Origin of the sequence: Brevibacterium spongiae (assembly GCF_026168515.1) — a bacterium.
Taxonomy (GTDB): domain Bacteria; phylum Actinomycetota; class Actinomycetes; order Actinomycetales; family Brevibacteriaceae; genus Brevibacterium; species Brevibacterium spongiae.
Genome location: NZ_CP093443.1, coordinates 3674028 through 3696908 on the forward strand (window position 1 = coordinate 3674028; position 22881 = coordinate 3696908).

23 protein-coding genes, 1 riboswitch and 1 other annotated feature are annotated in these 22881 nt (G+C 63.0%); of the genes, 12 read left to right on the plus strand and 11 right to left on the minus strand.

The window, feature by feature from the left end; genetic code table 11:
- Positions 1-11 precede the first annotated feature (11 nt).
- Complete coding sequence (locus tag L1F31_RS16540) at positions 12-872, minus strand: ATP-binding cassette domain-containing protein (RefSeq protein ID WP_265418325.1); 861 nt, start codon at positions 870-872, stop codon at positions 12-14.
- 345 nt (positions 873-1217) lie between these two features.
- Between L1F31_RS16540 and L1F31_RS16545 the strand changes: the two genes are divergently transcribed.
- Positions 1218-2297, plus strand: coding sequence for a tellurite resistance/C4-dicarboxylate transporter family protein (locus L1F31_RS16545; protein ID WP_265418326.1), 1080 nt, complete (start codon positions 1218-1220; stop codon positions 2295-2297).
- A gap of 265 nt (positions 2298-2562) precedes the next feature.
- Here L1F31_RS16545 and L1F31_RS16550 read toward each other — a convergent pair whose 3' ends face one another.
- The 4 genes from L1F31_RS16550 to L1F31_RS16565 form a co-directional block, all read right to left on the minus strand.
- Positions 2563-3141 carry a DUF805 domain-containing protein gene (locus L1F31_RS16550; protein WP_265418327.1) on the minus strand — a complete coding sequence of 193 codons (579 nt, stop codon included), beginning with the start codon at positions 3139-3141 and terminating at the stop codon, positions 2563-2565.
- 102 nt (positions 3142-3243) lie between these two features.
- A complete protein-coding gene (locus L1F31_RS16555) occupies positions 3244-3825 on the minus strand; it encodes a DUF805 domain-containing protein (RefSeq protein ID WP_265418328.1) in 582 nt (193 codons plus the stop codon).
- Between the two features lie 370 nt (positions 3826-4195).
- Positions 4196-5515, minus strand: a complete 1320-nt coding sequence (locus L1F31_RS16560) for an MFS transporter (RefSeq protein WP_265418329.1) — start codon at positions 5513-5515, stop codon at positions 4196-4198.
- 118 nt (positions 5516-5633) lie between these two features.
- Entirely contained in the window at positions 5634-6173 is a 540-nt protein-coding gene (locus L1F31_RS16565; protein ID WP_265418330.1) for a MarR family winged helix-turn-helix transcriptional regulator, read from the minus strand.
- Between the two features lie 132 nt (positions 6174-6305).
- A riboswitch (FMN riboswitch) is annotated at positions 6306-6434 on the plus strand.
- A 114-nt stretch (positions 6435-6548) separates the two neighbouring features.
- Here L1F31_RS16565 and ribD point away from each other — a divergent pair.
- The 4 genes from ribD (at position 6549) to ribH (ending at position 10217) form a co-directional block, all read left to right on the plus strand.
- The gene (gene ribD / locus L1F31_RS16570; protein ID WP_265418331.1) at positions 6549-7604 is read left to right on the plus strand and encodes a bifunctional diaminohydroxyphosphoribosylaminopyrimidine deaminase/5-amino-6-(5-phosphoribosylamino)uracil reductase RibD; all 1056 of its coding nucleotides are present in this window, start codon (positions 6549-6551) and stop codon (positions 7602-7604) included.
- A gap of 102 nt (positions 7605-7706) precedes the next feature.
- Complete coding sequence (locus L1F31_RS16575; RefSeq protein ID WP_265418332.1) at positions 7707-8369, plus strand: riboflavin synthase; 663 nt, start codon at positions 7707-7709, stop codon at positions 8367-8369.
- Positions 8362-9651 (plus strand): GTP cyclohydrolase II, encoded by a 1290-nt coding sequence (gene ribA / locus L1F31_RS16580; protein WP_265418333.1) that lies wholly within the window; start codon positions 8362-8364, stop codon positions 9649-9651. Before L1F31_RS16575 ends, ribA begins: the two co-directional genes overlap by 8 nt.
- 95 nt (positions 9652-9746) lie before the next feature.
- Positions 9747-10217 (plus strand): 6,7-dimethyl-8-ribityllumazine synthase, encoded by a 471-nt coding sequence (gene ribH / locus L1F31_RS16585; RefSeq protein WP_265418334.1) that lies wholly within the window; start codon positions 9747-9749, stop codon positions 10215-10217.
- Between the two features lie 325 nt (positions 10218-10542).
- Here the strand turns inward: ribH and L1F31_RS16590 are convergent, their stop codons facing one another.
- From L1F31_RS16590 to L1F31_RS16605, 4 genes are all read right to left on the minus strand, one after another.
- Positions 10543-11253, minus strand: a complete 711-nt coding sequence (locus L1F31_RS16590) for an AAA family ATPase (protein ID WP_265418335.1) — start codon at positions 11251-11253, stop codon at positions 10543-10545.
- A 180-nt stretch (positions 11254-11433) separates the two neighbouring features.
- Entirely contained in the window at positions 11434-12663 is a 1230-nt protein-coding gene (locus tag L1F31_RS16595) for a Mu transposase C-terminal domain-containing protein (RefSeq protein ID WP_265418336.1), read from the minus strand.
- A 229-nt stretch (positions 12664-12892) separates the two neighbouring features.
- Positions 12893-13816 carry an IS3 family transposase gene (locus tag L1F31_RS16600; RefSeq protein WP_346732468.1) on the minus strand — a complete coding sequence of 308 codons (924 nt, stop codon included), beginning with the start codon at positions 13814-13816 and terminating at the stop codon, positions 12893-12895.
- Positions 13724-13852, minus strand: a sequence feature (AL1L pseudoknot). It overlaps the preceding gene by 93 nt.
- On the minus strand, positions 13813-14118 hold the full coding sequence (locus tag L1F31_RS16605) for a transposase (protein ID WP_265418338.1): 306 nt from the start codon (positions 14116-14118) through the stop codon (positions 13813-13815). (Overlaps the previous feature by 40 nt.) The genes L1F31_RS16600 and L1F31_RS16605 overlap by 4 nt, the downstream gene beginning before the upstream one ends.
- On the opposite strand from L1F31_RS16605, the gene L1F31_RS16610 reads away from it, so the two are divergent.
- Positions 14068-15738, plus strand: coding sequence for a bifunctional copper resistance protein CopD/cytochrome c oxidase assembly protein (locus L1F31_RS16610; protein WP_265418339.1), 1671 nt, complete (start codon positions 14068-14070; stop codon positions 15736-15738). The two genes, L1F31_RS16605 and L1F31_RS16610, sit on opposite strands and share 51 nt — an antisense overlap.
- A gap of 195 nt (positions 15739-15933) precedes the next feature.
- Here L1F31_RS16610 and L1F31_RS16615 read toward each other — a convergent pair whose 3' ends face one another.
- Complete coding sequence (locus L1F31_RS16615; RefSeq protein ID WP_062862465.1) at positions 15934-16713, minus strand: cytochrome c biogenesis CcdA family protein; 780 nt, start codon at positions 16711-16713, stop codon at positions 15934-15936.
- Positions 16710-17339: a TlpA family protein disulfide reductase gene (locus L1F31_RS16620; protein ID WP_082819470.1), complete on the minus strand. Its 630-nt coding sequence runs from the start codon at positions 17337-17339 to the stop codon at positions 16710-16712. Before L1F31_RS16620 ends, L1F31_RS16615 begins: the two co-directional genes overlap by 4 nt.
- A gap of 293 nt (positions 17340-17632) precedes the next feature.
- Here L1F31_RS16620 and cmtR point away from each other — a divergent pair, with 293 nt between their 5' ends.
- The 6 genes from cmtR to L1F31_RS16650 all read left to right on the plus strand — a co-directional run bounded on the left by cmtR (position 17633) and on the right by L1F31_RS16650 (position 22745).
- On the plus strand, positions 17633-17992 hold the full coding sequence (gene cmtR / locus L1F31_RS16625; RefSeq protein WP_009885367.1) for a Cd(II)/Pb(II)-sensing metalloregulatory transcriptional regulator CmtR: 360 nt from the start codon (positions 17633-17635) through the stop codon (positions 17990-17992).
- Positions 17989-19905 (plus strand): heavy metal translocating P-type ATPase, encoded by a 1917-nt coding sequence (locus tag L1F31_RS16630; RefSeq protein WP_062862466.1) that lies wholly within the window; start codon positions 17989-17991, stop codon positions 19903-19905. The genes cmtR and L1F31_RS16630 overlap by 4 nt, the downstream gene beginning before the upstream one ends.
- The gene (locus L1F31_RS16635) at positions 19905-20504 is read left to right on the plus strand and encodes a cadmium resistance transporter (protein ID WP_009885365.1); all 600 of its coding nucleotides are present in this window, start codon (positions 19905-19907) and stop codon (positions 20502-20504) included. Before L1F31_RS16630 ends, L1F31_RS16635 begins: the two co-directional genes overlap by 1 nt.
- Positions 20501-21025 (plus strand): signal peptidase II, encoded by a 525-nt coding sequence (locus tag L1F31_RS16640; protein WP_009885364.1) that lies wholly within the window; start codon positions 20501-20503, stop codon positions 21023-21025. Before L1F31_RS16635 ends, L1F31_RS16640 begins: the two co-directional genes overlap by 4 nt.
- Before the next feature lie 492 nt (positions 21026-21517).
- Positions 21518-22138: a DsbA family protein gene (locus L1F31_RS16645; protein ID WP_009885363.1), complete on the plus strand. Its 621-nt coding sequence runs from the start codon at positions 21518-21520 to the stop codon at positions 22136-22138.
- Positions 22119-22745 (plus strand): vitamin K epoxide reductase family protein, encoded by a 627-nt coding sequence (locus L1F31_RS16650; protein WP_062862468.1) that lies wholly within the window; start codon positions 22119-22121, stop codon positions 22743-22745. Before L1F31_RS16645 ends, L1F31_RS16650 begins: the two co-directional genes overlap by 20 nt.
- The last annotated feature ends 136 nt before the right edge of the window (positions 22746-22881 follow it).

Consider the following 22881-nt stretch of genomic DNA (forward strand, 5'->3'; position numbering starts at 1 on the left):
CCGGGTGATCATCAATGTCGGGAGTGCCGATGGGGCGGGTGACCGGCCGGCAGCTCCAGTTCGATCACGGCGGTCGGTTCTGCATTGGATCCCAGAGAGCGGCTCGCGATGTCGAATTCGCCCGAGTCCTCACAGGAGACGATGACCGTGAGCGGATCGTCCGGATCGCGAGTCTTCCGCAGCTGCTGATAGATGAGGATGCCGGCCCACGCGCGCGCTCGATCGTCGGATTCGCGCAGGTAGTCGATATTGTCGATGACGACGATGGGCGGTCGGCTCAGGCAGGCCAGCCCGAATTCGAGGAAGAACTTCTGCAGCTCGCTGAGCTCTGAGACGAAGACCTCACCGTCATCGTCGATGAGGAAGTCGGCACGTTGGGCATCTGTGGTCGAGAACGCCCCTTCGGGCTGTTCGTCGATGAACTCCGTCGCCGACTGGAGGGTCTCGCGGATGAGGTCGATGACCTCACGCAGCGATGACTTCGACACCCACGGCTTGTACCAGGGCTGCAGCATGATCTGACGTTCGGCAACGTGCTGCGCCACGGTGAAGTCGTTCTCGAGATCGGTCAGACCGTCGACATGTCCGACCGCGACGCGACCGCGCACGGCTCGCGCCTGCTTGCGGAGATCGAGTTCGCCGAGGCGGCCCTCCCCGCTCGTCACCCGCATCCTTCCAGCCAGGGACAGGAGCAGAGAGGTCTTGCCGCTGCCGGCGGGTCCACGCACGATCGCGAGTCCGCCTGCCGGGATCTCGAGGTCGACGTCATCGAAGACCTCGCCCTGCTTGCCGGACATGGACCAGCTGTGCACCGCGATCGACTTCTCGTCGGTGCCTGCGTCCTCGGCGAGAGTCTCGGTTGCGCTCTCCATGGCCATGGCTCCCCATCGTTCGTTCCCACATGTCTGTGTTCGCTTGCCTGCACTCGCGTCGCCTCGGATCTTCCGGGTGCGAGCGCGCCGCCCATGTGCCTGCAGACTACGCCACCGACGACGAACGGCGACATGAACGCAGGCAGACGGACCTTAAGTTACCAATAGGTAACACTGGTGTATTTTCTCATGGATTCGAGCCTCGGAGAAAGTGACTGTCGCCAATCGCACACTGATCGCGCTGCCGGCGGGAGGCTGCGCGGGCGGCACCGTCCCGCAGGAGTGACAGCCCCGTTGGAGTACTAAAGTTGAAATGAACGACGGTGCAGATGGGTCGAGGAGCGGATGAGTACAGCGGAACACGGTCGCATACAGCGGCACAGGGCCTGGGGGCTGAGTCCGTCGACTCTTGCGCCCGGGTGCTTCGCCTCGGTGATGGCCACCGGGATCGTTTCGATCGGCGCTCAGCTCAAGGGGCTGCATCTGCTCAGCGACGTCCTGTTCTGGCTGGCCGTCGCCCTCTATCTGTTCTTCATCGCCCTGACTCTCATTCGAGTGGTCCGCTGTCGAGACGCCGTGCGCACCGATCTTCATGATCCGCGACGCGCCTTCGGATTCTTCACCGCGGTGGCGGGCACGAATGTGTTGGCCACAGCTCTGATCGGCCGCGGGATGGTGGGACCTGCGCTCATTCTCTTCGCCATCGGCATCGTCCTGTGGCTGGCGCTCGGGTACGGGATTCCCTTCACCGCGGTCCTCGGCTCGAGCCTTCGCCCAGTGTCGAAGGGCGTCAACGGCACGTGGCTGGTCTGGGTTGTCGCGGCTCAGTCCGTCGCAGTCGTCGCTTCGAGCCTCGCGCTGGAGACCGCGGGGACCGAGTCCGCCCCGGCAGGCTTCATCGTGTTCCTCACTCTGACTGCTGTCGTCATGTGGGCCGTGGGGGTGGCCCTCTATGCCGTCTGCGCGATCGCGATCGGTGTGCGGGTGCTGCGGCATCGCTTCGGGCCCGAGCATCTCGATGCACCGTACTGGGTGACGATGGGCGCTCTGGCGATCACGATCGTTGCGGGTTCGCGGATCCTCGAGCTGGAGAACTCTCCGGTCATCGATGCCACTCGCATCGTCGTCGGTGGTTCGTCGACGCTGCTGTGGGCGATCGCCACGTGGCTCGTCCCGGCTCTCATTGCCGCTGGAATTTGGCGGCACTTCGTCCACCGCTTGCCGATGGGGTACTCGGCCGGACTGTGGAGCATGGTCTTCCCCGTGGGCATGTACGCGGTGGCGAGCATACTTCTGGGACGCTCGGACCGCCTGCCGGGGATCGAGTGGATCGGCCTGCACTGGTTCTGGGTCGGCCTGGTCGTGTGGACAGTCGTCTTCGTCGCGATGGCCACGTCGTTCGTGCGGACCGTCCGGCGCTCCTGACCCTCCGCACCCCCTCGGTGACGGTGCGTCGGTGAGGTGCGCAGCGTCGAACCGCCTCGGTGACGGTGCGTCGGTGGGGCGTGCACCGTCGGGCCGCCTCGGTGACGGTGCGCAACGTCGAGCCGCAGACAGCATCACGCCCCGCTAGCCTCATTTCATACCGTTGCAGCGGTGTGAGATGAAGCCAACGGGGCGTGATGGTCGTGCAGCTGTAGGAGCTGTCAGCAACGTGGCGTGATGCTTCAGCTGAATTCAGGCGCCGGACTCAGCGGTCGAATCGCTGCCCTTCAGGCTTCGGCTCCATGACCATCAGGACGATGAAGATGATGACGCCGAAGAAGGGAATCAGCAAGAGGAAATAGAAGGGTCCGGCGAGGTTTGCGTCGTGCAGACGTCGCCAACAGACTGCAATGTACGGAATGATCGTGGCCAAGAAGGTGACCAGCAACAGAATTCCGGCAGTGGCCATGAGGGCAGTCGCGCCAGCCGGAGGGGTTGAGTTGTAGGAGTCCCCCGATGCCGAGAGCGTGGCGATCATCGACCCGGCAAACCCCAGAATCATGGGGATGATTCCCACGAGGATCGTGAAGAGGTAAGCGAACCAGAACTCGCTGCGTGAAGCACGTCCCGAGAACTTCACGTAGTTCTTGAAGAAACGTTTGACGGCCTGGCCGAAGGTCGCGCCGTAGAGGGGAAGCGAGAGGTCGTCGGGACTGGCGGCACCGCGGGGCGATCCGCCATACTCGAGCCCGTCATAGCCCTGCCCGCCAGGCATTCCTGGGCCGGGCACGTCGGAGTCGGAATTGTATGCTGCGTTCGCGTCGTAGGACATAGTGACTTTCATCAGTAGTGATTGCGTACAGAATGGTCGGCCAGCAGATCATCTCATCGGTGACGATGAAGATGAAAAAGCTGGCCGACCATCAACAATTCAAGGGCCGGGGAGTCAGTTGTCGTAGCGCTGGCCCTCGGGCTTGGGCGGCATGATCGTCATGACGATGACGACGATTGCGCCGATAGAGGTCAGAGTGAGCAGGTAGAACAGACCGGAGAAGCCGGCATCATGGAGGCGACGCCAGGAGACGGAGATCGACGGCACGAGCGTCGCAAGGAAGATCAACCCCAAGAGGACTCCGCCGATACCCATCAGCGCAGCGCCGCCACCGGAGGGCGCGCCGCCCCCGTAGGGATCGGCGGAGGCTGAGACCGCCATCATGACAGCTCCGATGATGAAGAGAATATAAGGCACGAGCGCAATGAGCACGCAGAACAGTGTCGCCCACCAGAACTCGCTGCGTGAGGCGCGGCCGCTGAACTTCACGTAGTTCTTGAAGAAGCGCTTGACGGCCTGGCCGAACTTCGCACCGTAGAGCGGGAGCGAGAGGTCATCGGGGGTGGCGGCACCGCGAGGTGCGCCACCGAAGCCCTGCCCGCCGTAGCCCTGACCACCGGGCATTCCGGCACCCGGTGCTCCTTGGCCGGGAGCCCCGGAACCTGAGTTGTATGCTGCGTTCGCGTCGTAGGACATGATGGCCTTCGTGAAAGGGAGTGGTACAGAATGCTCACTGCTCGTCAGTGATTTCTCATCTGACTAACAGGATTCGCAAGAACAATTGTGCACCAGAATCCGCCCATGTCCCGTATTCTCGCGGTTCCAGATCTGCAACACACCCCCATCATTCACCTCTCCGTCATCGATCCGACACGAATCACGAGGTGCGAATCGCCATAGGCTCCTGGACTCCTCGGCTCCCCGGTCAGGCACCGCGGGGAACAGAAACGGCGCCCGAGAAATGGTTCCTCAGGCACCGATCCGACACCGCTCCGGTCAGCCGTCTTCGCAGGTCAGGCATCCCGTCCCTGGTCAGGCGTCTCTCCCGGTCAAGCATCTCCCCTGGTCAGGCATCGCCTCCGGTGAGCGCGTAGGCCTCGTCTACCGGTGACTCGTCGATGTGTCCGTCGACCCGACGAATGGCCTTCCAGCCGATCGCGATGACGATGACGGCCAGGACGACGACACCCGCACCGAAGAAGTAGGGCGCACCCGCGCTGATCGATTCGGAGACAGATCCGGCGACGATCGGAGCAACGGCTCCGCCGATGAAACGGACACCCGAGTACGTGCCCGAGGCGACGGGGCGAGGCAGATCGCTGACCTCCATGGCCGATTCGGTGAAGACGGTGTTGAGCACGCCGAGGAGCATTCCGGCCACGACGATGCAGACGATGATTCCGACGAAGGATTCGACGAGGAAGGCCATCACGAACAGCAGAACGGCCAACGCGATGAGAGTGACGACGAGGCTGCGGCGGCGTCCCAGGCGCTTCGTCAGCAGCGGGGCGACGAAGACCGAGGTGATGGCGACGCAGAGTCCCCAGCCGAAGAAGACCCAGCCGAGTCCCATCGCTCCGAAGTCCTCGATGCCCATCTTCGCTGCGGCGGCTTCGACCGGGAACGGGCTGTAGGCCAGCAGGATGAAGAATCCGAAGTTGTACAGCAGGGCGGCCACGCCGAGGACGAGGACGCCGGGGCGCGCGAGCGCGCGGAAGGTTGCGCTGAGCCTGATCGGCTCAGGCGAAGTATGCAGTCCGCTGCCGGAGTTCTTCCCGGGCAGCAGAACGATGATGGCGATGAAACCGATCGCCATGAGCACGGCGGTGCCGAAGAACGGCCCGCGCCACAAAATGCCGCCGAGCAGTCCGCCGAGCAGAGGCCCGGTGGCGATGCCGACGCCCAGAGCCGCCTCGTAGAGGATGATCGCCTTCTCCGCGCCGCCGGAAGCAGCACCGACGATCGTCGACAATGCGGTCGAGATGAAGAGCGCGTTGCCGAGCCCCCAACCGGCACGGAAACCGATGATCTGGTCGACGGAACCGGAGATTCCGGCAAGAGCGGCGAACGCGACGATGAGGACGAGGCCGATGAGCAGCGTGGTCTTCGCGCCGATGCGCGAGGACAGGAAGCTCGTGAAGAACATCATGCCGCCGGTGATGAACAGGTAGCTGGTGAACAGCAGCATCGACTGGGCGGGAGTGGCGTCGAGTTCAGCCGAGATCGCCGGCAGGATCGGGTCGACAAGGCCGATGCCCATAAAGGCGATGACGGCGGCGAAGGCGACTGCCCAGACGGCTCGCGGCTGATGGAGAATGGACGCTCCCGCCCCGGTGTCGCCGGGTGTTTCGTCCCCTGTGTTTTCGTTGTCTGCTGACGCTCGCATCTGCTGGTCGCGTCCCCTTTCGTGTGGTGCGTTCTTCGTGTGGTGCGTTCTGTTTTGAAATCTGTTCTGGTCCGACACCTGCTGACGACGCAGGTGAAGACCGCGGTGAGTTCGCCGGCTAGCTCGCAGGCGTGCCAGAGGCCGCATCCGGCCCCTCGGACTCGGCGGGAGGCCCATCCGCGGGCGCCTCGACCGACTCGTCCGCAGGCTCGTCGACACAGTCGACGGGATGCCGGTCCTTGAGGAAGTCCGAGACCAGACCGAGCGCACGATCGACGCTCAGCCGCTCTTCCGGCGACAGTGATTCGAAGTACGGCTGCATCTGGTCGATCATGATCGAACGGTTCTCGGCCAGGCGCGCCCGTCCGGCATCGGTGAGCGAGAACTGCGAGGCGCGCCCATCAGTGGGGCTCGCCTCACGGACGACGAGTCCGGCCTCTTCGAGTTTGGCGAGGAGCTTCGTCGCGGCAGGCTGCGAACTCAGATACCCTTGCGCGAAATGTCCGACCCGCACAGGCTGATACTGTTCGACGACCGCAAGCGCGCGCAGGGCCGCCAATGAGTTCTCGTTGCCGATCACTCGCCGGAAGGCCCTGGTCAGTCGCGACGAAACGACGACAAGACGCGATACGAGCTCACCTGAATCCACATCATCCATAACTTATTTATATACCCAGGTTATGCATATCGACAAACCGGCCCCTGTCCCTACTCCCCCGCCCCACCCGGAATGGGTCGCTCCGTGACGGACGCCACTCCCGCCTCGGCGAGGGTCATGCTAACCTGGCCTCACATGTTCCGGGGACGGTGAAATTCCGTACCGGCGGTTACAGTCCGCGACCCGCTCGCATTCGTGCAGGCGGTTGATTCGGTGAAATTCCGAAACCGACAGTCAGAGTCTGGATGGGAGGAGCATGGTGGCCTCGGCCGCTGTGTCATGGTGTACCCGCGTACACCGAGATCGGCATCCGACCGCCCTGATGGTTGCACCCGCAATATCCTCCCTCCCGGCTATGGCTCGGGAGGTTTTTTCATGGGCGCGCAGCTCACGGACCCAGCGGAGTTCACCGAACTCGAATCCGCGGCGATGACCGCCGCCCTCAACGCTGCCCGCGAAGGGTTCCGCGGAGCGAATCCGCTGGTGGGCGCCGCGATCCTGACCGACGACGGCACGATCGTCACCGGTCATCACGGCGGTGCCGGCACGCCCCACGCCGAGGTCGACGTCATCACCACCGCCCATGATCTCGGCATCGACCTGAGCACCGCGACCCTGCTGGTCACCCTCGAACCCTGCTCCCACCAGGGAAGGACCGGACCGTGCACCGAAGCGATCCGCGCCGCCGGTATCCCGTCCGTCATCTTCGCCTCCCCGGATCCGAATCCGCTGGCCTCCGGTGGGGGTGAGATCCTCGCCGAGGCGGGTCTCACCGTGCGCTCGGGACTGCATTTGGAGGACTCCCGCGCATTGAACGCCCGGTGGTTGCGCGCGATGAACGATGCCCGCCCCTTCGTCACAGTGAAGATCGCGCAGAGCCTCGATGGAGCCGTCGCCGCCGCCGATGGGACCAGCCAATGGATCACCTCGCAGGAGTCACGGTCGCACGCGCATGAGATCCGCTCCCGCGTCGACGCCATCCTCGTCGGCACCGGCACGGCACTGTCCGACGATCCGCGGCTCAACGCCCGCGGGTCTGATGGGATGGAGCTTGAGCACCAGCCGCGCCCCGTCGTGCTCGGCACCACAGAGTTGCCGGCCGAATCGTTCCTCGCGCTCAATCCCGACACCCTGCAGCTGCGCACCCATGACGTCGGCGAGGCCGTGGACCGACTGTACACCGAGGGGGTCCGCCACCTCCTCGTCGAGGGTGGCCCACGGATCCTCGCCGCCTTCTTCACCGCCGGGATCGTCGACGAGGTCTTCTGCTATCAGGCTCCGCTGCTCCTCGGGCAGGGCCGGGACAGCGTGGACGGACTCGACATCGGCACCTTGACCGACGCACTGCACCTGAGCCTCGACGACACCGAGGTGCCTGCCGTCTCCCGGCTGGGCCCCGACGTCCTGCTCCACTTCGTCACCGCGACCTAGCCGAGCGCGCACCGCACGTTCGCCCACCTCGGGGGCATCGCTCAAACCCACACACTCAGCCATCACCGACTCAGCACCAGCGAATCAGCACTTTGGAGGCACATGTTCACCGGAATCATCGAAGCACTCGGCACCGTCGAGACCATCGACTACACGAACGATTCGGCCACGATCACCATCGACGCCGGGGCACTCGTCGCCGATCTCGATCTCGGCGGCTCTCTGGCCGTCAACGGAGTCTGCCTGACGTCGACGAGGCGTTCTGCCGAGCAGGCGCCGGGACTCTTCACCGCCGAGGTGATGGGCGAGACTCTGCGCCTGACAGGTCTCGGCACCCTGGGCACCGGCGACCGGGTCAACCTGGAACGCTGCACTCCCGCCTCGGGGCGTTTCGACGGCCACGTCGTGCAAGGTCACGTCGACGGCCGCGGCGAACTCATCGACCGCACCGACAGGCCAGACTGGTCGACCCTGCGCATCGCGATTCCCGCCGACCTCGCTCCGCTGACCGCGGTGAAGGGGTCCATCGCGCTCAACGGGGTGTCGCTGACGCTGACCGCCGTCTCGGAGCCGACCGATCCTGCCTCCTGGGTCGAGGTCGGACTCATCCCGGCCACCCTCTCGCACACGACCTTCGGCGAACTCGAGGTCGGCGCGGCGGTGAACATCGAGGTCGACGTGCTCGCGAAGTACACCGCCCGCCTCCTGTCCTTCTCACCATCTCAGACGCACAACAGCACTCAGCAAGGAGTCGATCATGACTGAATCAGTCGCTCACGAAAGCCGCCTCGATTCGATCGCGGACGCCATCGCCGCTGTCGCCGCCGGCCGCCCGGTCCTCGTCGTCGACGACGAGGACCGGGAGAACGAAGGCGACCTCATCATGGCAGCCGAATACGCTGATGCCGCGACGATGGGCTTCTTCGTCCGACACACCTCGGGCGTGATCTGCGCGCCGATGACCGCCGAGCGTGCCGCGGCCCTCCAGCTGCCGCCGATGGTCACTGACAACGAAGACCCGAAGGGCACCGCCTACACGATCAGCTGCGATGCCGTGGGGGTGACCACGGGAATCAGTGCCGCCGAACGTGCTGAGACCGGACGAGTCCTCGCCGCCGCCGACCCCAACCCAGCGGCGATCTCGCGACCCGGCCACGTCTTCCCGCTGATTGCGAAGGGCGGCGGAGTCCGCGAGCGCCCGGGCCACACCGAGGCGGGCGTAGAATTCGCGCAGCTGGCCGGGGCGCAGCCGGTGGCGATGATCGCCGAGGTGGTCCATGACGACGGATCGATGATGCGTTTCGACGCGGTCCGTGACTTCGCGGACGCCCATGACCTCGTCATGGTCTCGATCGAACAGCTCATCGCCTACCTCGATGAACGGGATGTGGGCGAATCGTCCGTGCAGTCGACCGCGGAGGTACCGCTGCCGTCGGAGCACGGGAGCCTGCGGGCCCGCGCATTCACCATCGACGGGCACGACCACCTCGGCGTGTTCGCGGGGTCGATCGACGCTGCCGGCGAGGGTCCGGCTCCGCTCGTGCGGGTGCATTCCGAGTGCCTGACCGGGGATGTCTTCGGCTCGCATCGGTGTGACTGCGGGGAGCAGCTCGATCGGGCACTCGACCTCATCGGCGAACAGGGCGGGGCGGTGCTCTACCTGACCGGGCACGAAGGGCGCGGGATCGGGCTGAGCAACAAGCTTCGCGCGTACGCGCTGCAGGATCAGGGGTGGGACACCGTGGATGCGAACCGGGAGCTCGGATTCACCGATGACGCACGCGACTATCGTGCCGCGGCGCTGATTCTGCGCTCGCTCGGGCTCACCCGCATCCGGCTGCTGACGAACAACCCGGCGAAGACCGCAGCGCTGGAGGAACTGGGCGTCACGGTCGAGTCCGTCGTGCCGCTCGAGATCGCCGCGCGTCCGGAGAACACCCACTACCTGGCCACGAAGCGGCAGCGGATGCACCATGCGCTCACGCTGCCCGAGGTCACCGGAACCGCTCATGACGGAGCCGGTTCCACCGGGGCAGTCGCCAGCTGAACCGGCGACTCCGGGCCCTAGCCCTAGCACCCCACCACAGCATTCGCACCAGAATTCGTTTCGGCTCTTCGGAGCCCTGACCAAAGGACATACCCATGGCTCATTCCGGAGCACCTGAACTCACCGTCGACGCCGCCGAGCTGCGCGTGGCGATCGTCGCTGCCTCGTGGCACACCCAGATCATGGACGGACTCGTCGACGGGGCCCAACGCGCCGCGACCGAGGCCGGTGCCGAGGCCACGCTCATCCGCGTGCCCGGCAGCTTCGAACTGCCCGTCGCCGCGGCCCGACTGGCCCCGCATTTCGATGCGGTCGTCGCTCTCGGCGTGGTCATCCGCGGCGGCACACCGCACTTCGACTATGTCTGCCAGGCCGCCACCGACGGCCTGAACCGCGTGGCCATCGACTCCGGCAAACCTGTGGGCTTCGGCGTGCTCACCTGTGACACCGAACAGCAGGGGCTTGACCGCGCCGGACTCGAGGGCTCGCAGGAGGACAAGGGACACGAGGCGATGACCGCAGCCCTCGTCACCACCCAGGCTCTGGCGCCGTACTCCCTGGGCTGAGGGCCCAGCCTCCTCGGGCCGATCGGTCCGGCGGGCCGGCGGGCTGAGCGGTCTGGCCGGCTGAGAGGTCGGGCCGACCGGCCAGCCTCTGCCGGCCCCCGCCTCCCCAGAGATAAGTGGGTTCAGATTGTCATTTTGAGCGACCAAAGTGACAATCTCAACCCAGTTATCGCAATGCGCGTCTGAAAACCACGCTGACCACGCGCTCCTCGGAAAAAGATGGTCGCAAACGGACATTTGCACCAAAACATAGGTCGCTATCGGACACTTCTGCGCGGCAGAGGGGTGTGAGTCGCAGCGGTAAATGGCATGGTTTTCACAGCGTTTAGTGACCGATGAGGAGAGCCTGCCGAGCTGCCTCGACAACCTCGGGCGTCAACTCGTTGAGGTCGTTCACGGTCTGCACGCGCTCGATCTGGGTGAGTAAACGGTCGACGAGGCGGAAGTTGCCTGCGGTGATCCGGACGATAGTCGCGATCGCGGTTGCGTGGGCGACGCCACCATCGGTTGCCTCGCCCTCAGCTGGAAGTCGTCTGGCCAGGACTGCGGTGAGTTCGTCCGCGCTCAACTGGCGGTACTCGTGAGCGAAGCCGATACGGCTGTAGAGCTGCGGGTAGCGGGCGAGGCGTTTCTCGATGCCCGGCATACCAATGAGGATGACGCCCATATGGTGATGGTCGAAGTAGTCACGGACTTGCTCAAAGCCGGTGGCCTTAAGACGGTCGGCTTCGTCAATGATGAGCAGCTCGGTGCGTCCGCTGGAACGGGACTCGGTATGGACGTAGGGGTCGACGATGCCGTGCTCGGCGAAATCGACGGCGTAGGAGATGCGTTGACATGCTCGGGGCAGGCCCTGGTCTATTTGTTTCGGGGTGGCCACGACCGTGGGAGTGAAAAACGCAGTGCGGGCCTCGAGAACACGTTCCGGCACAGGGCCGAGGGTGTCGGAGAAAAAGGATTCCCATTGTTCCCAGTCATCGACTCCGGAATAGTGCCGGGCGGAGAGTGTCTTGCCGACCCCGGTGGCCCCCAGCACAGGCCAATATAGCGATGAGTGCGCACCGCGTCAGCGAACTCTGCGAAGCGGCGATGCTCATGAGTCGTCTGGAACGGTGGCAAATCGGGCCGTGGCGGGGCGCTGGAATTGATCTCCCCGAAATCGCCGAAAAGAAATCGGCTTCCATCATCGTCCTTGCTGAGGAGACTGTGTTTCGGGTCAGTCGGTGGCATAGAGACGCAATCCGTGTCGTGGCGGGACTTCGTCGACGCCGACCGGTTCCGCTTCGGGTGGTTCAGGCGCGACATAACGGCTGTCAATCGGCAGCGCGTCGGCGAGGCTGCGGCGGTGGCGCAGCTGTCGCTTGAGGTCACGGCGACGTTGCGACCGGGCAGCCTGCAGCTCTCGTAGCGAGACGGACTCGGCGGCGAGCTCGGGAGCGATCGCGCGGCAAAGGTAATCATCATTGAAATAGACGCGGATCTCGCCGACATCGCGCGGGTCGAACCGGATAGTTACCTGTTCACCGACGTAGGCGGCCAGCACCGGGGACACATACCGGGTGGAGGAGAACTGAATCCCGTCGCGTTGGACCTTCCTTGTAGTCGCCGCAGTCAGCAGAAGTAGGTCCAAATCCTCCGGCCGTACTGGGGCTCGCGGTATGAAGCCGGAAGCTGCCCAGCGGTGGACGGGGGCTTGGTGGGTTTCGGAGTGTGGGCGCTGGTTGTATTCGGTGACAATGAATCTTTCCAGGATCGCGTCGAGTTGCTCAAGACTGAGCGCCGGGTCCGTGAGAGGTTCTCCGTTCGTTCCGTGCGGGATATACCCGGGTAGGTGCGGCAAGAGCTCGGTGGTGATGGAGCCATAGAACCGCTCGATCTTCCCTCGCCCCTGCGGAACGCCGATGCGTGAGTGGATGAGCTGTATCTGCGTGTCCAGGCAAACCCGTTCGAGGCGGACGGAGGTGAAGTCCGAGCCGTGATCGGAATAGAGCACATCTGGCAGGCCGCAGACCGGCCAGGCAGGATTCGTCTTCTGATTGACCGCTTGGTGTAGTGCCAGCGCAGTCTGTTCGGCTGATGGGGCACCCAGGAAGAGGGTGTAGCCGGCGACTGCGCGGGAGTAGTCATCCAGCAGCACCGTCAACCACGGCCGAACCGGCACGCCAGCTTGGTCGAGTACTGCAACGTCTAAGAGCGTGTGGTCGGCTTGCCACTGTTCGTTCGGGTTCAATGTGGTGCGGCGGAAAACCAATTCGAACTGGTCCCGGTAGGCGGCATCGCCGTGCTGGGCGAGTGTGCGCAGGCCCGGGTCGATGGCACCAATGATCCCCCGGACGCTGGAGTAGCTTGGCGCGGGCAGTCCCCGATCGGCAGCTATGCCGCTGACTCGGCGATGAACAAACGCGACTGAGGGCTCGGGGCAACGAAGCGCCAGAGCTTCGATCATCTCCACAATCTCGGGCAGTATTCGCCTCGTGCCGTTGTCAGCTCGCCGGAGGCGCTGCAGGCCATTGGACGTCGGGAAAGCACCATACTTCGCGGCCCAGCGTGACAACGTTCGCACCGGTACTCCTGATTCGGCCGCGATCCGTGTCCAAGGGACACCGTCATCGTGCTGGCGCAGCAGAGCCAGCTGTCAAGCCCCGGGTTTCGTAGAGGCTCCTTTTCTTGGTTTCCTAAGCAGCCGCAGACTCTGTCGCGGACTGGTTGATCCATTCGGAACGGACCTCGAGCGGCGGGCGGTAGTCAATCGCTGAATGCAGTCGTTCCTGGTTGTACCAGGCCACCCACTTCGACGTCTCCGCCATCACCTCGATCAACCCCGACCACACTTTCCGGTCGATAAGTTCTGCCTTGTAGACCGAGTTCAGCGCCTCGGCCATAGCGTTATCGTATGAGTCCCCACGCGATCCCACAGATGCCACGACCTCTGACTCCGCCAGGGTTTCGCCATAGCGAATCGATCGGAATTGCACGCCGCGGTCGCTGTGGTGGACGAGCCCCGAGACGTCTTCGCCGGCCCGGTATTTCGCAGCGAGAGCCATTGTCAGTGCGTCCCTGGCCAGTGACTCCCGCATATGGTTCGTCACCTGCCAGCCGACGATCTCGCGGTGGAAGACATCAAGGATGAACGTCGTGTACACCCATCCAGCAGACGTCGGAACATACGTAATATCCGCGACCCACAAACAATTCGGGGCCGGTGCTGCGAACTGACGTTCAACGAGATCATCCGGACACTCCTCGGCACGGGCTGAGTCCGTCTTCGGCCGTTTCCGCTTCCGCCGGATTCCGTCGATGCCTAGCTGGCGCATCAACCGTTCCACCGTGCAGCGGGCCACCGGACCGAACTGGTCAGCGTAGTCGCGGTTGATCGCCTTCCACATCTTCCGCACCCCGTAGCAGGAGTAGTTCGCCTCATACACATCCTGGATGACCACCATCAGTGCCTGGTCCCGGCGGGCCCGGGCTGATGGTTGACGCTTCTTGTAGGCGTAATACGAGCTCACAGCAATCCGCGCGGCAGTCCCTTTCAGGGCGCGCACGATTGGCTCGACTCCGAACTCGTCGCGATTGTCGTCGATGAAGGCGACGATCACTTCGATGGGCGGTCGAGCTCCGCCGCGAAGAAAGCCGATGCCCTCTTCAGAATCTCGTTGGCCCGCTTCGCTTCAGCCAACTCAGCCCGCAGTCGGCGGTTTTCGGCCTCAAGATCGACTGACTCAGTCGGTGTGGCTTTGCCGGAGTCTTTGTGCTTACGTACCCAGACTCGCAGGGTCTCTTTGCTCAGGCCGAGTTCGTTCGCGACGCGGGTGACCGCTCCGTTCGCGGTGTCTGGGTCGGCCTGGGCATGCAAGACGAGCTCGACGGCACGAGCCTTGAGTTCGTCGGTGTATTTCACTGGCAAGAGAGAATCTCCTTCTTCCAATCTCCCTGCCTCTATTATCCCCGGGGCGATTCATTCCTAAGTCAGCTGACCTACTTCCTCACTGACCTCATCGTCGGCCAAGCCTGGGGTGCAATCACCGTCATTGCCTTCCTCGTGTGCAACTTAGCCTTCTTCTTTCGCTCCACAACCGGCCTAGCATGCACAGCCCTGCTCGCGCTGACTGCCATCGTCCCCATTTCACTCATCGGTCATGCTGCAGGCAGCGACGACCATTACGCCGGTGTCGGTGCACTGGCTGTGCACTGGCTCGGAGTCCTTGTCTGGGTGGGTGGCGTGGCAGCACTTGCCGTGACCATCCCCGTGCTGGCCTCAACGAGTACCACGCTCGTGACAAAATCGGTGATCGCCCGCTTCTCTGCACTGGCCGGCGTGGCGTTCTTCCTCGTCCTTAGCTCCGGTGTGATCAACGCTGCCCTCCGCCTCGGCGAATGGGACGGGCTGCTGAGCCGCTACGGTCAGCTGATCCTCATCAAGTTCTCGGCAACCCTGCTGCTCGGAGCCATCGGATTCGCCCATCGCCAATGGGCCATGACCCAAGTCCGAAGCAGATCCGGCACACTACTTGCCTGGCGATTGGTCATTGCCGAAGTCCTTATCATGGGCGCAGTCATCGGCGTCACCGCGGCACTGGGACGAACAGCCCCTCCTGTCCCGCTTGAACTCGAGCCAGCGATCACCCCCGCCGAAGTCCTCACCGACTATCCCATGCCACCGGCCCTGACCTGGTACCGGTGGCTCAGCGAATGGCGGTGGGACTGGCTCTGGTTAGCGTTCATCCTCACTGCTGCCGCCGTCTATCTCCTCGGAGTGCGCAAGGCTCGCATGACTGGAGACAAATGGCCACGGAAACGCACCGTCAGCTGGTTCACCGGCATTGTCCTGCTTGTTTATGTCACGTGTGGTGCCCCGACGATCTACGGCATGGTCCTCATCAGCGCCCACACCGTCATGCTCCTGGCCATCGCAGTCCTCATTCCACTTCTCCTGGCGATCGGAGCACCCCTGGACTTGTTGCGCCTGAGCGTGCCCCGGCGTACCGACGGCAGCCGAGGACCGCGGGAATGGATCGAGGCAAGCAACCCGACAGTCAGCACCGTGGTCAGGGATCCGCTGCTCAGCGGTACAGTCTTAATCCTTTCGTTCGCATTGTTTTACTACACTCCGTTGTTGCGACTGGCATTAGATTTCTGGATCGCCCACCAAGTAACCAATCTGTACTTCCTGATCATCGGATTCTGGTTCATGACCACGGTCATCTGCACTCAATCGAAGTCGCGAACTCGTCGCCGGCAGATCCTTACCATTGCTGGAGTCGGTGGTATCCTCCTGCTCTGGGCCAATATGCTCGCATTCGGTGTGAGTCCGGTCCTCGAGGTGGACTGGTTCAGCAGCCTCGACCGAACATGGGGGCCGTCAATCGCCGTCGACCAGCAAAATGCAGGCACGTCAGTTCTCCTGATCGGGGTTGCCCCTCTGGCAGGAGTGCTCGCCACGTTCCTTTCGTACAAATCCCGCCCAACTTCCAGCGATGCGACAGACACCAATCGGTCCTTACCCGATGTCTCCCGCTGATTAGATGGAACGGTGTACGGTGACGAAAGGGAAGTACTTTCCTGAAGAAATAGTCGAGTGTGTGGCCCTCATGGCAAACGCCGTCGTTGCCACACACGGTACCGCCTGACACGGCCGATGAATGCGAACAACCGATGGTTGAGCGAGACGCATCTGTGCTGCCTATTCATTTCCCTTCAGACGTGAATGGTCGTTTCAGACCACGGTGGAAAATCCACCAATAAGTCCCTGCAGTCCGTTGACCCATTGAGTCCAGACTCCAGTGATCAGCAGTATTCCGATTCCGATGAGAACGGCCCCTCCAGCACGGGTAATCGCGACGTGGTGATCTTTGACCCACCTCATGCGACCGCCGCCTCTGATGAGTAGCAAAGAGACAAGCAGGAAGGGAATGCCAAGACCCAGGCAATAGCTGAGGGTCAATATGGTCCCGCGGAGCAAGGCACCGGATCCTGTCGGCCCGAAACTGGTCGTCAAGGCAAGTACTGCCGCTAATGTCGGCCCCATGCACGGGGCCCAGCTGAACGCGAACGTTCCGCCGAGAAGCGGTGCTCCCCACAGTCCCGCCTGAGGGCGGCTCTTGATACGCCACTCCCGCTGGAGGAGACTCAACCCGCCCATGAAGATGATCCCTGCCACGATGACGATCGCACCCATGATGCGATTGATCACGTCCGCCCAGGCGCTGAGAAGTATCCCTGTGAGAGAAAAGACGAGTCCAATTGAGACGAAGACTGCCGAAAAGCCGAGCATGAACAAGAACACACCGATGACCACGCGGAGTGTCTTCTGATCTTCGAGTGACTTCCCGGCAAGTCCAGTGACATAGCCAAGATAGCCAGGCACCAGGGGTAGCACGCATGGCGACAGGAACGAGATGATCCCGGCGATCACTGCAATCGGGATTGCCAGCAGCATCGGGCCCGAGCTTGCTATCTGTGAGAACTGTTCACCGATCGTTGCCACAGCGATCACGTGTCCTTGGTGATTACATCGGAAATAAGGCCGTCGAGAGTCGAGCGATCGACGATCCCGACGACGCGAGCAGCAGGACGGCCCTTGGAATCGAGAATCACCGTCGACGGTACGGCCTGCGGTGGAAGAAGACCGCTCAAGGCCGCCACTGCCCGCCCTTCTTTGTCGAGCATGGAGGGGTAGGTGATGCCGAATTGTCGAGCAAATGCGTTTGCCGCGGCAGCTTCATCTCGGACATTGATTCCCAGGAAGGCCACTCCCTCCTCGCTAAACGATTCGTAGCTTTCCTGAAGGTCTGGTGCCTCTTCTCGACACGGTGGGCACGCTGCGTACCACAAGTTCAATACCACTGGGCTGCCCTGCCATTCTTGTAGGTCGAAGGCGTCCCCGTTCGTCGTTTTTCCGGCCAGCTGTACGGGTGTTGAGCGTTGCGATTCGGGAATCTGGGTGATCACTCCCGTGCCTGCCACGTACCCCTGATCATTTGATCCCGAAGAGTCCCCAGCGTTCTTGTCGGAGGGTGCGCATCCGGTGATCGCACCCAGCGTGACCGCGAGCAAAGCGCTCCCGTAGGCCAGGCGGGAAAAGGATCGAAGTCGCGATCGCTGCGCATAGGTGTTTTGCACGTTGGCTCCTTGGGCAGTATGAATTCTTAAGATAATTCTACAATTCGTAGAATTCAGACTCGAATCACATGGCCTGCCAGCGGGGATATGGATCACAGCTGTCTAAGCTCACCGCCGAGCAGGCAGGAGGGTGATGGCCATTCCTTATTGGGCATATCCGCTTCCGCGCCGCAGCGCTTACCGTTGAGCCTCTTTGTGTACCACTGTGGGTCAAAAACGGCTTCACGGTATCGGTGATCAAGCATGCGACTCTAGATTACACATAGGTCAGCTGGCACTGTATAGTTTAGTACATGCTGACTATTGCTTCACGCCTCGACGTCATGAACCGGCTCGGCCGGGCTATGGCGGATCCGACGCGCTCCAAGATTCTGATGACGCTGCTCGACGCTCCGAGTTACCCGGCTGTGCTCTCTCGAGAGTTGGAATTGACGCGTTCGAACGTGTCGAACCATCTGACCTGCCTGCGCGATTGCGGGATCGTGGTCGCTGAGCCGGAGGGCCGACAGACGCGATACGAGATCGCCGATCCGCACCTCGCTGCTGCGCTCGTCGCGCTGGTGGACGTGACGCTGGCCGTGGATGAGCACGCGCCGTGCGTGGATTCGGCGTGCATAGTGCCGGGGTGCTGCGGAGCGGGGGCCGACGCGTGAGCGCGGCGTGCGGCTGCGAGCACGAGCCTGCTGCCACGGCGGGAGAGGAAATCGAAGAAGTAGAGAGGCCCTGGTGGAAGGATCGCGGAATCATGGTGCCGGTGTTCTCCGGCGTTGCGTTCCTGACCGGGCTGATCTTCGATTGGTCCGCCCTCGAGATCCTGGGGCTTGTGCTGTTCTGGATCGGTCTGTTGCTGGGCGCGTCGACGTTCACTCCGGGAGCGATCCGGAAGCTTTTCAAGGGCAAGCTCGGTATCGGGCTGTTGATGTCGATCAGTGCGATCGGCGCTGTCATCCTCGGGTATGTCGAGGAGGCTGCGGCTCTGGCGTTCCTGTATTCGATCGCTGAGGCGCTGGAGGATAAGGCGATGGACCGCGCCCGGGGCGGGTTGCGGGCGTTGCTGAAGCTCGTGCCGGAGACGGCGATCGTGTTGCGCGACGGCGTCTCCGTCGAGGTCCCCGCGAAGGAGCTGGTTGCCGGGCAAATCTTGCTCGTCCGCCCAGGCGAGCGGATCGCGACCGATGGGATCGTCCGCTCGGGGCGCTCCAGCCTGGATACGTCGGCGATCACTGGGGAGTCGATTCCGGTCGAGGTCGATCCGGGTGATGAGGTGTCGGCGGGCGCGATCAACAGCTCGGGCGCGCTGGAGGTCGAGACGACTGCGGCGGGCACCGATAACTCGCTGACCACGATCGTCGAGCTGGTGGAGCAGGCACAGACGGAGAAGGGCGAGCGTGCTCGTCTCGCGGACAGGATCGCCCGTCCACTGGTGCCCGGCGTTCTGATCCTCGCTGCGGTGGTCGCGATCCTTGGGTCGCTGTTGAGTGACCCGGATGTGTGGATCACGCGTGCGCTCGTCGTGCTGGTCGCCGCCTCTCCATGTGCGTTGGCGATCTCGGTGCCGTTGACGGTCGTCGCCGCGATCGGTGCGGCGAGCAAGTTCGGCGTGATCATCAAGTCCGGTGCCGTCTTCGAGCGCTTCGGCACGATCCGGCACGTCGCCGTCGACAAGACCGGCACCCTGACCCGCAACGAGCCCGCGGTCACCGCCGTCCTGACCGTGGACGGCGTTGCTGAGACGCAGGCGCTGGCCTGGGCGGCGGCGCTGGAGCAGCACAGCACGCATCCCCTCGCGGCAGCGATCACGGCATCTGCACCCGGTGTGCCCGCAGCTGCGAACGTGACCGAGCAGACCGGATACGGCGTCGAAGGCATTGTCGACGGCGCTCGTATCACCGTCGGCAGCCCCCGCTGGCTCGACGCCGGCGAGCTCGGTGGCCAGGTCTCAACCCTGGAAGAGCAAGGCATGACCGTCGTGATCGTCCACCGCGACGGCTTCCCGGCCGCGGCGGTTGGTGTCCGTGATGAGCTGCGCCCTGAAGTCTCCGAGGTCGTCGGCACGCTCGCGGATCAGGGCATTGGGATGACGATGCTCACCGGAGACAACGCCCGGACCGCTGGTGCGCTGGCTGGCCAGGCGGGCATCAATGACGTGCGCGCGGAGCTGCGTCCCGAGGACAAGTCTGCTGCGATCGGTGATCTGTCGAAGGTGGGGTCAGTCGCGATGATCGGAGACGGCATCAACGACGCCCCGGCTCTCGCGGCCGCGGATATTGGCATCGCGATGGGAGCTACCGGCTCCGACGCAGCGATCGAGTCCGCCGACGTCGCCTTCACCGGCCACGACCTCCGCCTGATCCCGCGTGCGTTCGATCACGCCCGCCGTGGTCGGCGGATCATTAATCAGAACATCATTCTGTCGCTGCTGATTATCGCCGTACTGCTCCCTCTGGCCCTGTTTGGGGTCCTGGGGCTCGCCACTGTCGTCCTGGTCCATGAGGTCGCGGAGGTCGTCGTGATCCTCAACGGTCTGCGTGCTGCCCGCACCCGCAGATCACGATTGGAGAGCTGATGCTCACGACCATCGGATCAGCGATCGGACTGTTCGCTGCGACCAACATCGACGACATCGTCGTGCTCACAGTGCTGTTCCTCGCCTCTCGCCGAGGCCAGCTTCGTCCATGGCAGATCGTCGTGGGCCAGTACCTCGGGTTCATCACCCTCGTCGTGATCAGCGTGGTCGCTGCGCTCGGTCTCACGATCATCCCGGATGAGTGGGTGGGATTCCTCGGCTTGATCCCGCTCGGCATCGGTATCTGGGCCCTCGTGCGCGGCTTGCGCCGCAACGGCGATGACGATGACAAGATCGCCGCGGTCGGGCTGTGGGGCGTCGCCGGGATCACGATCGCCAACGGGGCCGACAATATCTCGCTCTACACGCCCATTTTCCGCACCAGCTCGCCCGGCGACGTCACGATCATGATCGTCGTATTCCTGATACTCGTCGCCGTGTGGTGCGCGGCCGGACGCCTAATCGGAACTCACAAGGCCGTCACCGAAACGCTCGAACGCGTCGAGCACTGGCTCGTCCCGGTCGTGTTCATCGGACTGGGCCTGTTCATCCTGGTCGAGTCCGGCGTCATCATCCGCCTCATCGAGGCCCTCGCATGACCCCGGACGCGACCTCCGACATTGAGCCGGCGTCGGTAGAGCCGCCGCAGAGGGGGCGCTGGCGGCTCACCGCAGCGTCGCTCCTGCTGGCCCTGGTCGTCGTCCTAATCGATCAGGGAACGAAAGCGTGGGCCCAGGCCACGCTCATCGAGGGTGAGCGAATCCCGCTGGTCGGTGACCTGCTGGGCTTGCAGCTCGCCTACAATCCCGGCGCGGCGTTCTCCTTCGGCGAGGGGTTCACCTGGGTGTTTGCTCTGGTGGCCGTGGCCGTCGCCATTGCCGCGCTTGTCTTCGCGTTTCGTGTCCGACGGCCCGGGTGGGCGGTGGGGATCGGTGCGCTCGGCGGGGCCGCCGCCTCGCACGCCGGAGACAGACTCTTCCGCCAACCAGGATTCGCGCAGGGGCACGTCGTGGACTTCCTCGCCTACGGCAACTGGTTCATCGGCAACATCGCTGACATCGTGATCGTCATAGTAGCGGTTGCAGGAACGCTCTTCATGATCCGCGACGACCAGAATTGAAATGATGACCAATCGAGATCAGGCTGCAGTATCTCGACGGCCGCTCGTACTGGGAGGTGCTCGACCGCAGGATCGCCGAAGCACTGTACGTGCGCACCAACGCGAGCAACTGAGCATCGAGAGTTCCGGCAGGCGGATCAGCATTTACAGTGAAGTCAGCCGCGGTCGAATTTACAATCACAATCGTGAGAACGATGCCCTAAGCCTGGATCCAGCCAAGACTGGGCGACCAGTAGTGACTGGATATGTCTTTTGGGTTCTGGATAGCATCATGATGCCTTCCGTTCTCCATCGCTGTTCTCAATATTGTGGCTTCCAGACTGGTGCATGAGATTGCAAGGGCGGTTGTCATTGTCATTGAGCGCAGATCCGTTTACACGAACCGCAGTTTTTCCACCCATCCGATGTGAGTGATGCCAGCATGATGCCATCCTCGAAGACCTACGTGAAAGTGAGCGACCGTTGAGCCGCAGCGTGAAAATCTCCCTAGCAATGATCGGCGTCGCCGCCCTCGTCCTCGCCGGTCTGCTGGTGTTCAATGACGACAGCAACGAACCAGAACCGGAAACTGCTCCCACCAGTGCAGACACCGCCGACTTACTGGTCCGCGATGACAGCCCCCGCTTGTCTAAGGGTGGCGAAGCAGTGTTCGTGGAGTTCCTTGATTTCGAGTGCGAAGGCTGCCTGTCTCTTTACCCGGTCATCGAGGACCTGCGAAAGGAATACGGGGACCGTGTCACATTCGTCGTGCGACATATGCCCTTACATAACAACTCCGTCAACGCAGCCCTGGCCGCCGAGGCGGCTGCTGAACAGGGCGAGTTCGAGGCGATGTATCAACGTTTGTTCGAAACGGTAGACGAATGGGGCCACCAGGAGACATCACAACGCGAGAAGTTCTCTGGTTACGCTAAGGAACTCGGCCTGGACATGGACCAGTTCACCGCATCCTATGATGATCCGGCCACTCTCGAGCGCGTTGAGCAGAGCCAGAAGGACGGGCAGGCCCTCGGTGTCACCGGCACGCCAACGTTCTTCCTCGACGGCGAGAAGCTCCAACCCGAAAGCGTCACTGACCTGGAGGAAGCCTTCGATGCTGCCCTCCAAGACTGAGACCGGCAACGAGACGGAGACACAAGAAGCCCCGGTCACCTCGCCCCATGGCCTGGCAGCGTTGTTCGTCGTAGGCGGGCTCATCGGGTTGATAGCGGCTGTGGTGTTGCTGGTGGAGAAAATGACACTGGCAGCCAATCCGGACTATATCCCCAGCTGCAACGTCAACCCAGTTCTCTCCTGTGGCTCGGTAATGGCGACTCCGCAAGCCGCGGCATTTGGTGTTCCGAACCCGATCATCGGCGTCGCAGGCTTCGCCATCGTCGCGGCTATCGGCGTAGGTCTTCTCGCTGGAGGGCGATACACAGCCTGGTACTGGGCCACCATTCAGATCGGTGTAACGTTCGCGGTCATATTCGTGCACTGGTTGATCTATCAGAGCCTCTACGTCATCGGGGCTCTATGTCCTTACTGCATGGCAGTGTGGGCAGTGACGATCCCCATCTTTTGGTACGCCTCTACCCGAAACCTCAGATCACTGAGCAAGGAAACGAAATGGATCACTGCGCTCAACGAATACCGGGGAGCGATCCTGACCGGCTGGTACCTCCTCATCATCGTTTTGATCGCCAACCGCTTCTGGGACTACTGGTCCACTCTCGTGTGATCCTCAACGCGATGAGTCGTCACCGCTCTAGGTAGTCTCGACGACCACGATATGGACCGGAAGAGACTCGCCTATTAATCCTTCTCGACTTGAGCCGCCATCTCAGTCTGTAAAACAACCGCCATTCATCGCTGAA

What these genes read in the sequence shown, in the direction of transcription:
- L1F31_RS16610 (WP_265418339.1), top strand. Translation starts at nt 14,068, where the DNA reads ATGCAAGACGAGCTCGACGGCACGAGCCTTGAGTTCGTCGGTGTATTT.
- L1F31_RS16635 (WP_009885365.1), top strand. Translation starts at nt 19,905, where the DNA reads ATGCTCACGACCATCGGATCAGCGATCGGACTGTTCGCTGCGACCAAC.
- L1F31_RS16540 (WP_265418325.1), bottom strand. Translation starts at nt 872, where the DNA reads ATGGAGAGCGCAACCGAGACTCTCGCCGAGGACGCAGGCACCGACGAG.
- L1F31_RS16640 (WP_009885364.1), top strand. Translation starts at nt 20,501, where the DNA reads ATGACCCCGGACGCGACCTCCGACATTGAGCCGGCGTCGGTAGAGCCG.
- L1F31_RS16645 (WP_009885363.1), top strand. Translation starts at nt 21,518, where the DNA reads ATGATCGGCGTCGCCGCCCTCGTCCTCGCCGGTCTGCTGGTGTTCAAT.
- ribD (WP_265418331.1), top strand. Translation starts at nt 6,549, where the DNA reads ATGGGCGCGCAGCTCACGGACCCAGCGGAGTTCACCGAACTCGAATCC.
- L1F31_RS16565 (WP_265418330.1), bottom strand. Translation starts at nt 6,173, where the DNA reads ATGGATGATGTGGATTCAGGTGAGCTCGTATCGCGTCTTGTCGTCGTT.
- L1F31_RS16595 (WP_265418336.1), bottom strand. Translation starts at nt 12,663, where the DNA reads ATGATCGAAGCTCTGGCGCTTCGTTGCCCCGAGCCCTCAGTCGCGTTT.
- ribA (WP_265418333.1), top strand. Translation starts at nt 8,362, where the DNA reads ATGACTGAATCAGTCGCTCACGAAAGCCGCCTCGATTCGATCGCGGAC.
- L1F31_RS16550 (WP_265418327.1), bottom strand. Translation starts at nt 3,141, where the DNA reads ATGAAAGTCACTATGTCCTACGACGCGAACGCAGCATACAATTCCGAC.
- L1F31_RS16575 (WP_265418332.1), top strand. Translation starts at nt 7,707, where the DNA reads ATGTTCACCGGAATCATCGAAGCACTCGGCACCGTCGAGACCATCGAC.
- L1F31_RS16560 (WP_265418329.1), bottom strand. Translation starts at nt 5,515, where the DNA reads ATGCGAGCGTCAGCAGACAACGAAAACACAGGGGACGAAACACCCGGC.
- cmtR (WP_009885367.1), top strand. Translation starts at nt 17,633, where the DNA reads ATGCTGACTATTGCTTCACGCCTCGACGTCATGAACCGGCTCGGCCGG.
- L1F31_RS16555 (WP_265418328.1), bottom strand. Translation starts at nt 3,825, where the DNA reads ATGTCCTACGACGCGAACGCAGCATACAACTCAGGTTCCGGGGCTCCC.
- L1F31_RS16545 (WP_265418326.1), top strand. Translation starts at nt 1,218, where the DNA reads ATGAGTACAGCGGAACACGGTCGCATACAGCGGCACAGGGCCTGGGGG.
- ribH (WP_265418334.1), top strand. Translation starts at nt 9,747, where the DNA reads ATGGCTCATTCCGGAGCACCTGAACTCACCGTCGACGCCGCCGAGCTG.
- L1F31_RS16650 (WP_062862468.1), top strand. Translation starts at nt 22,119, where the DNA reads ATGCTGCCCTCCAAGACTGAGACCGGCAACGAGACGGAGACACAAGAA.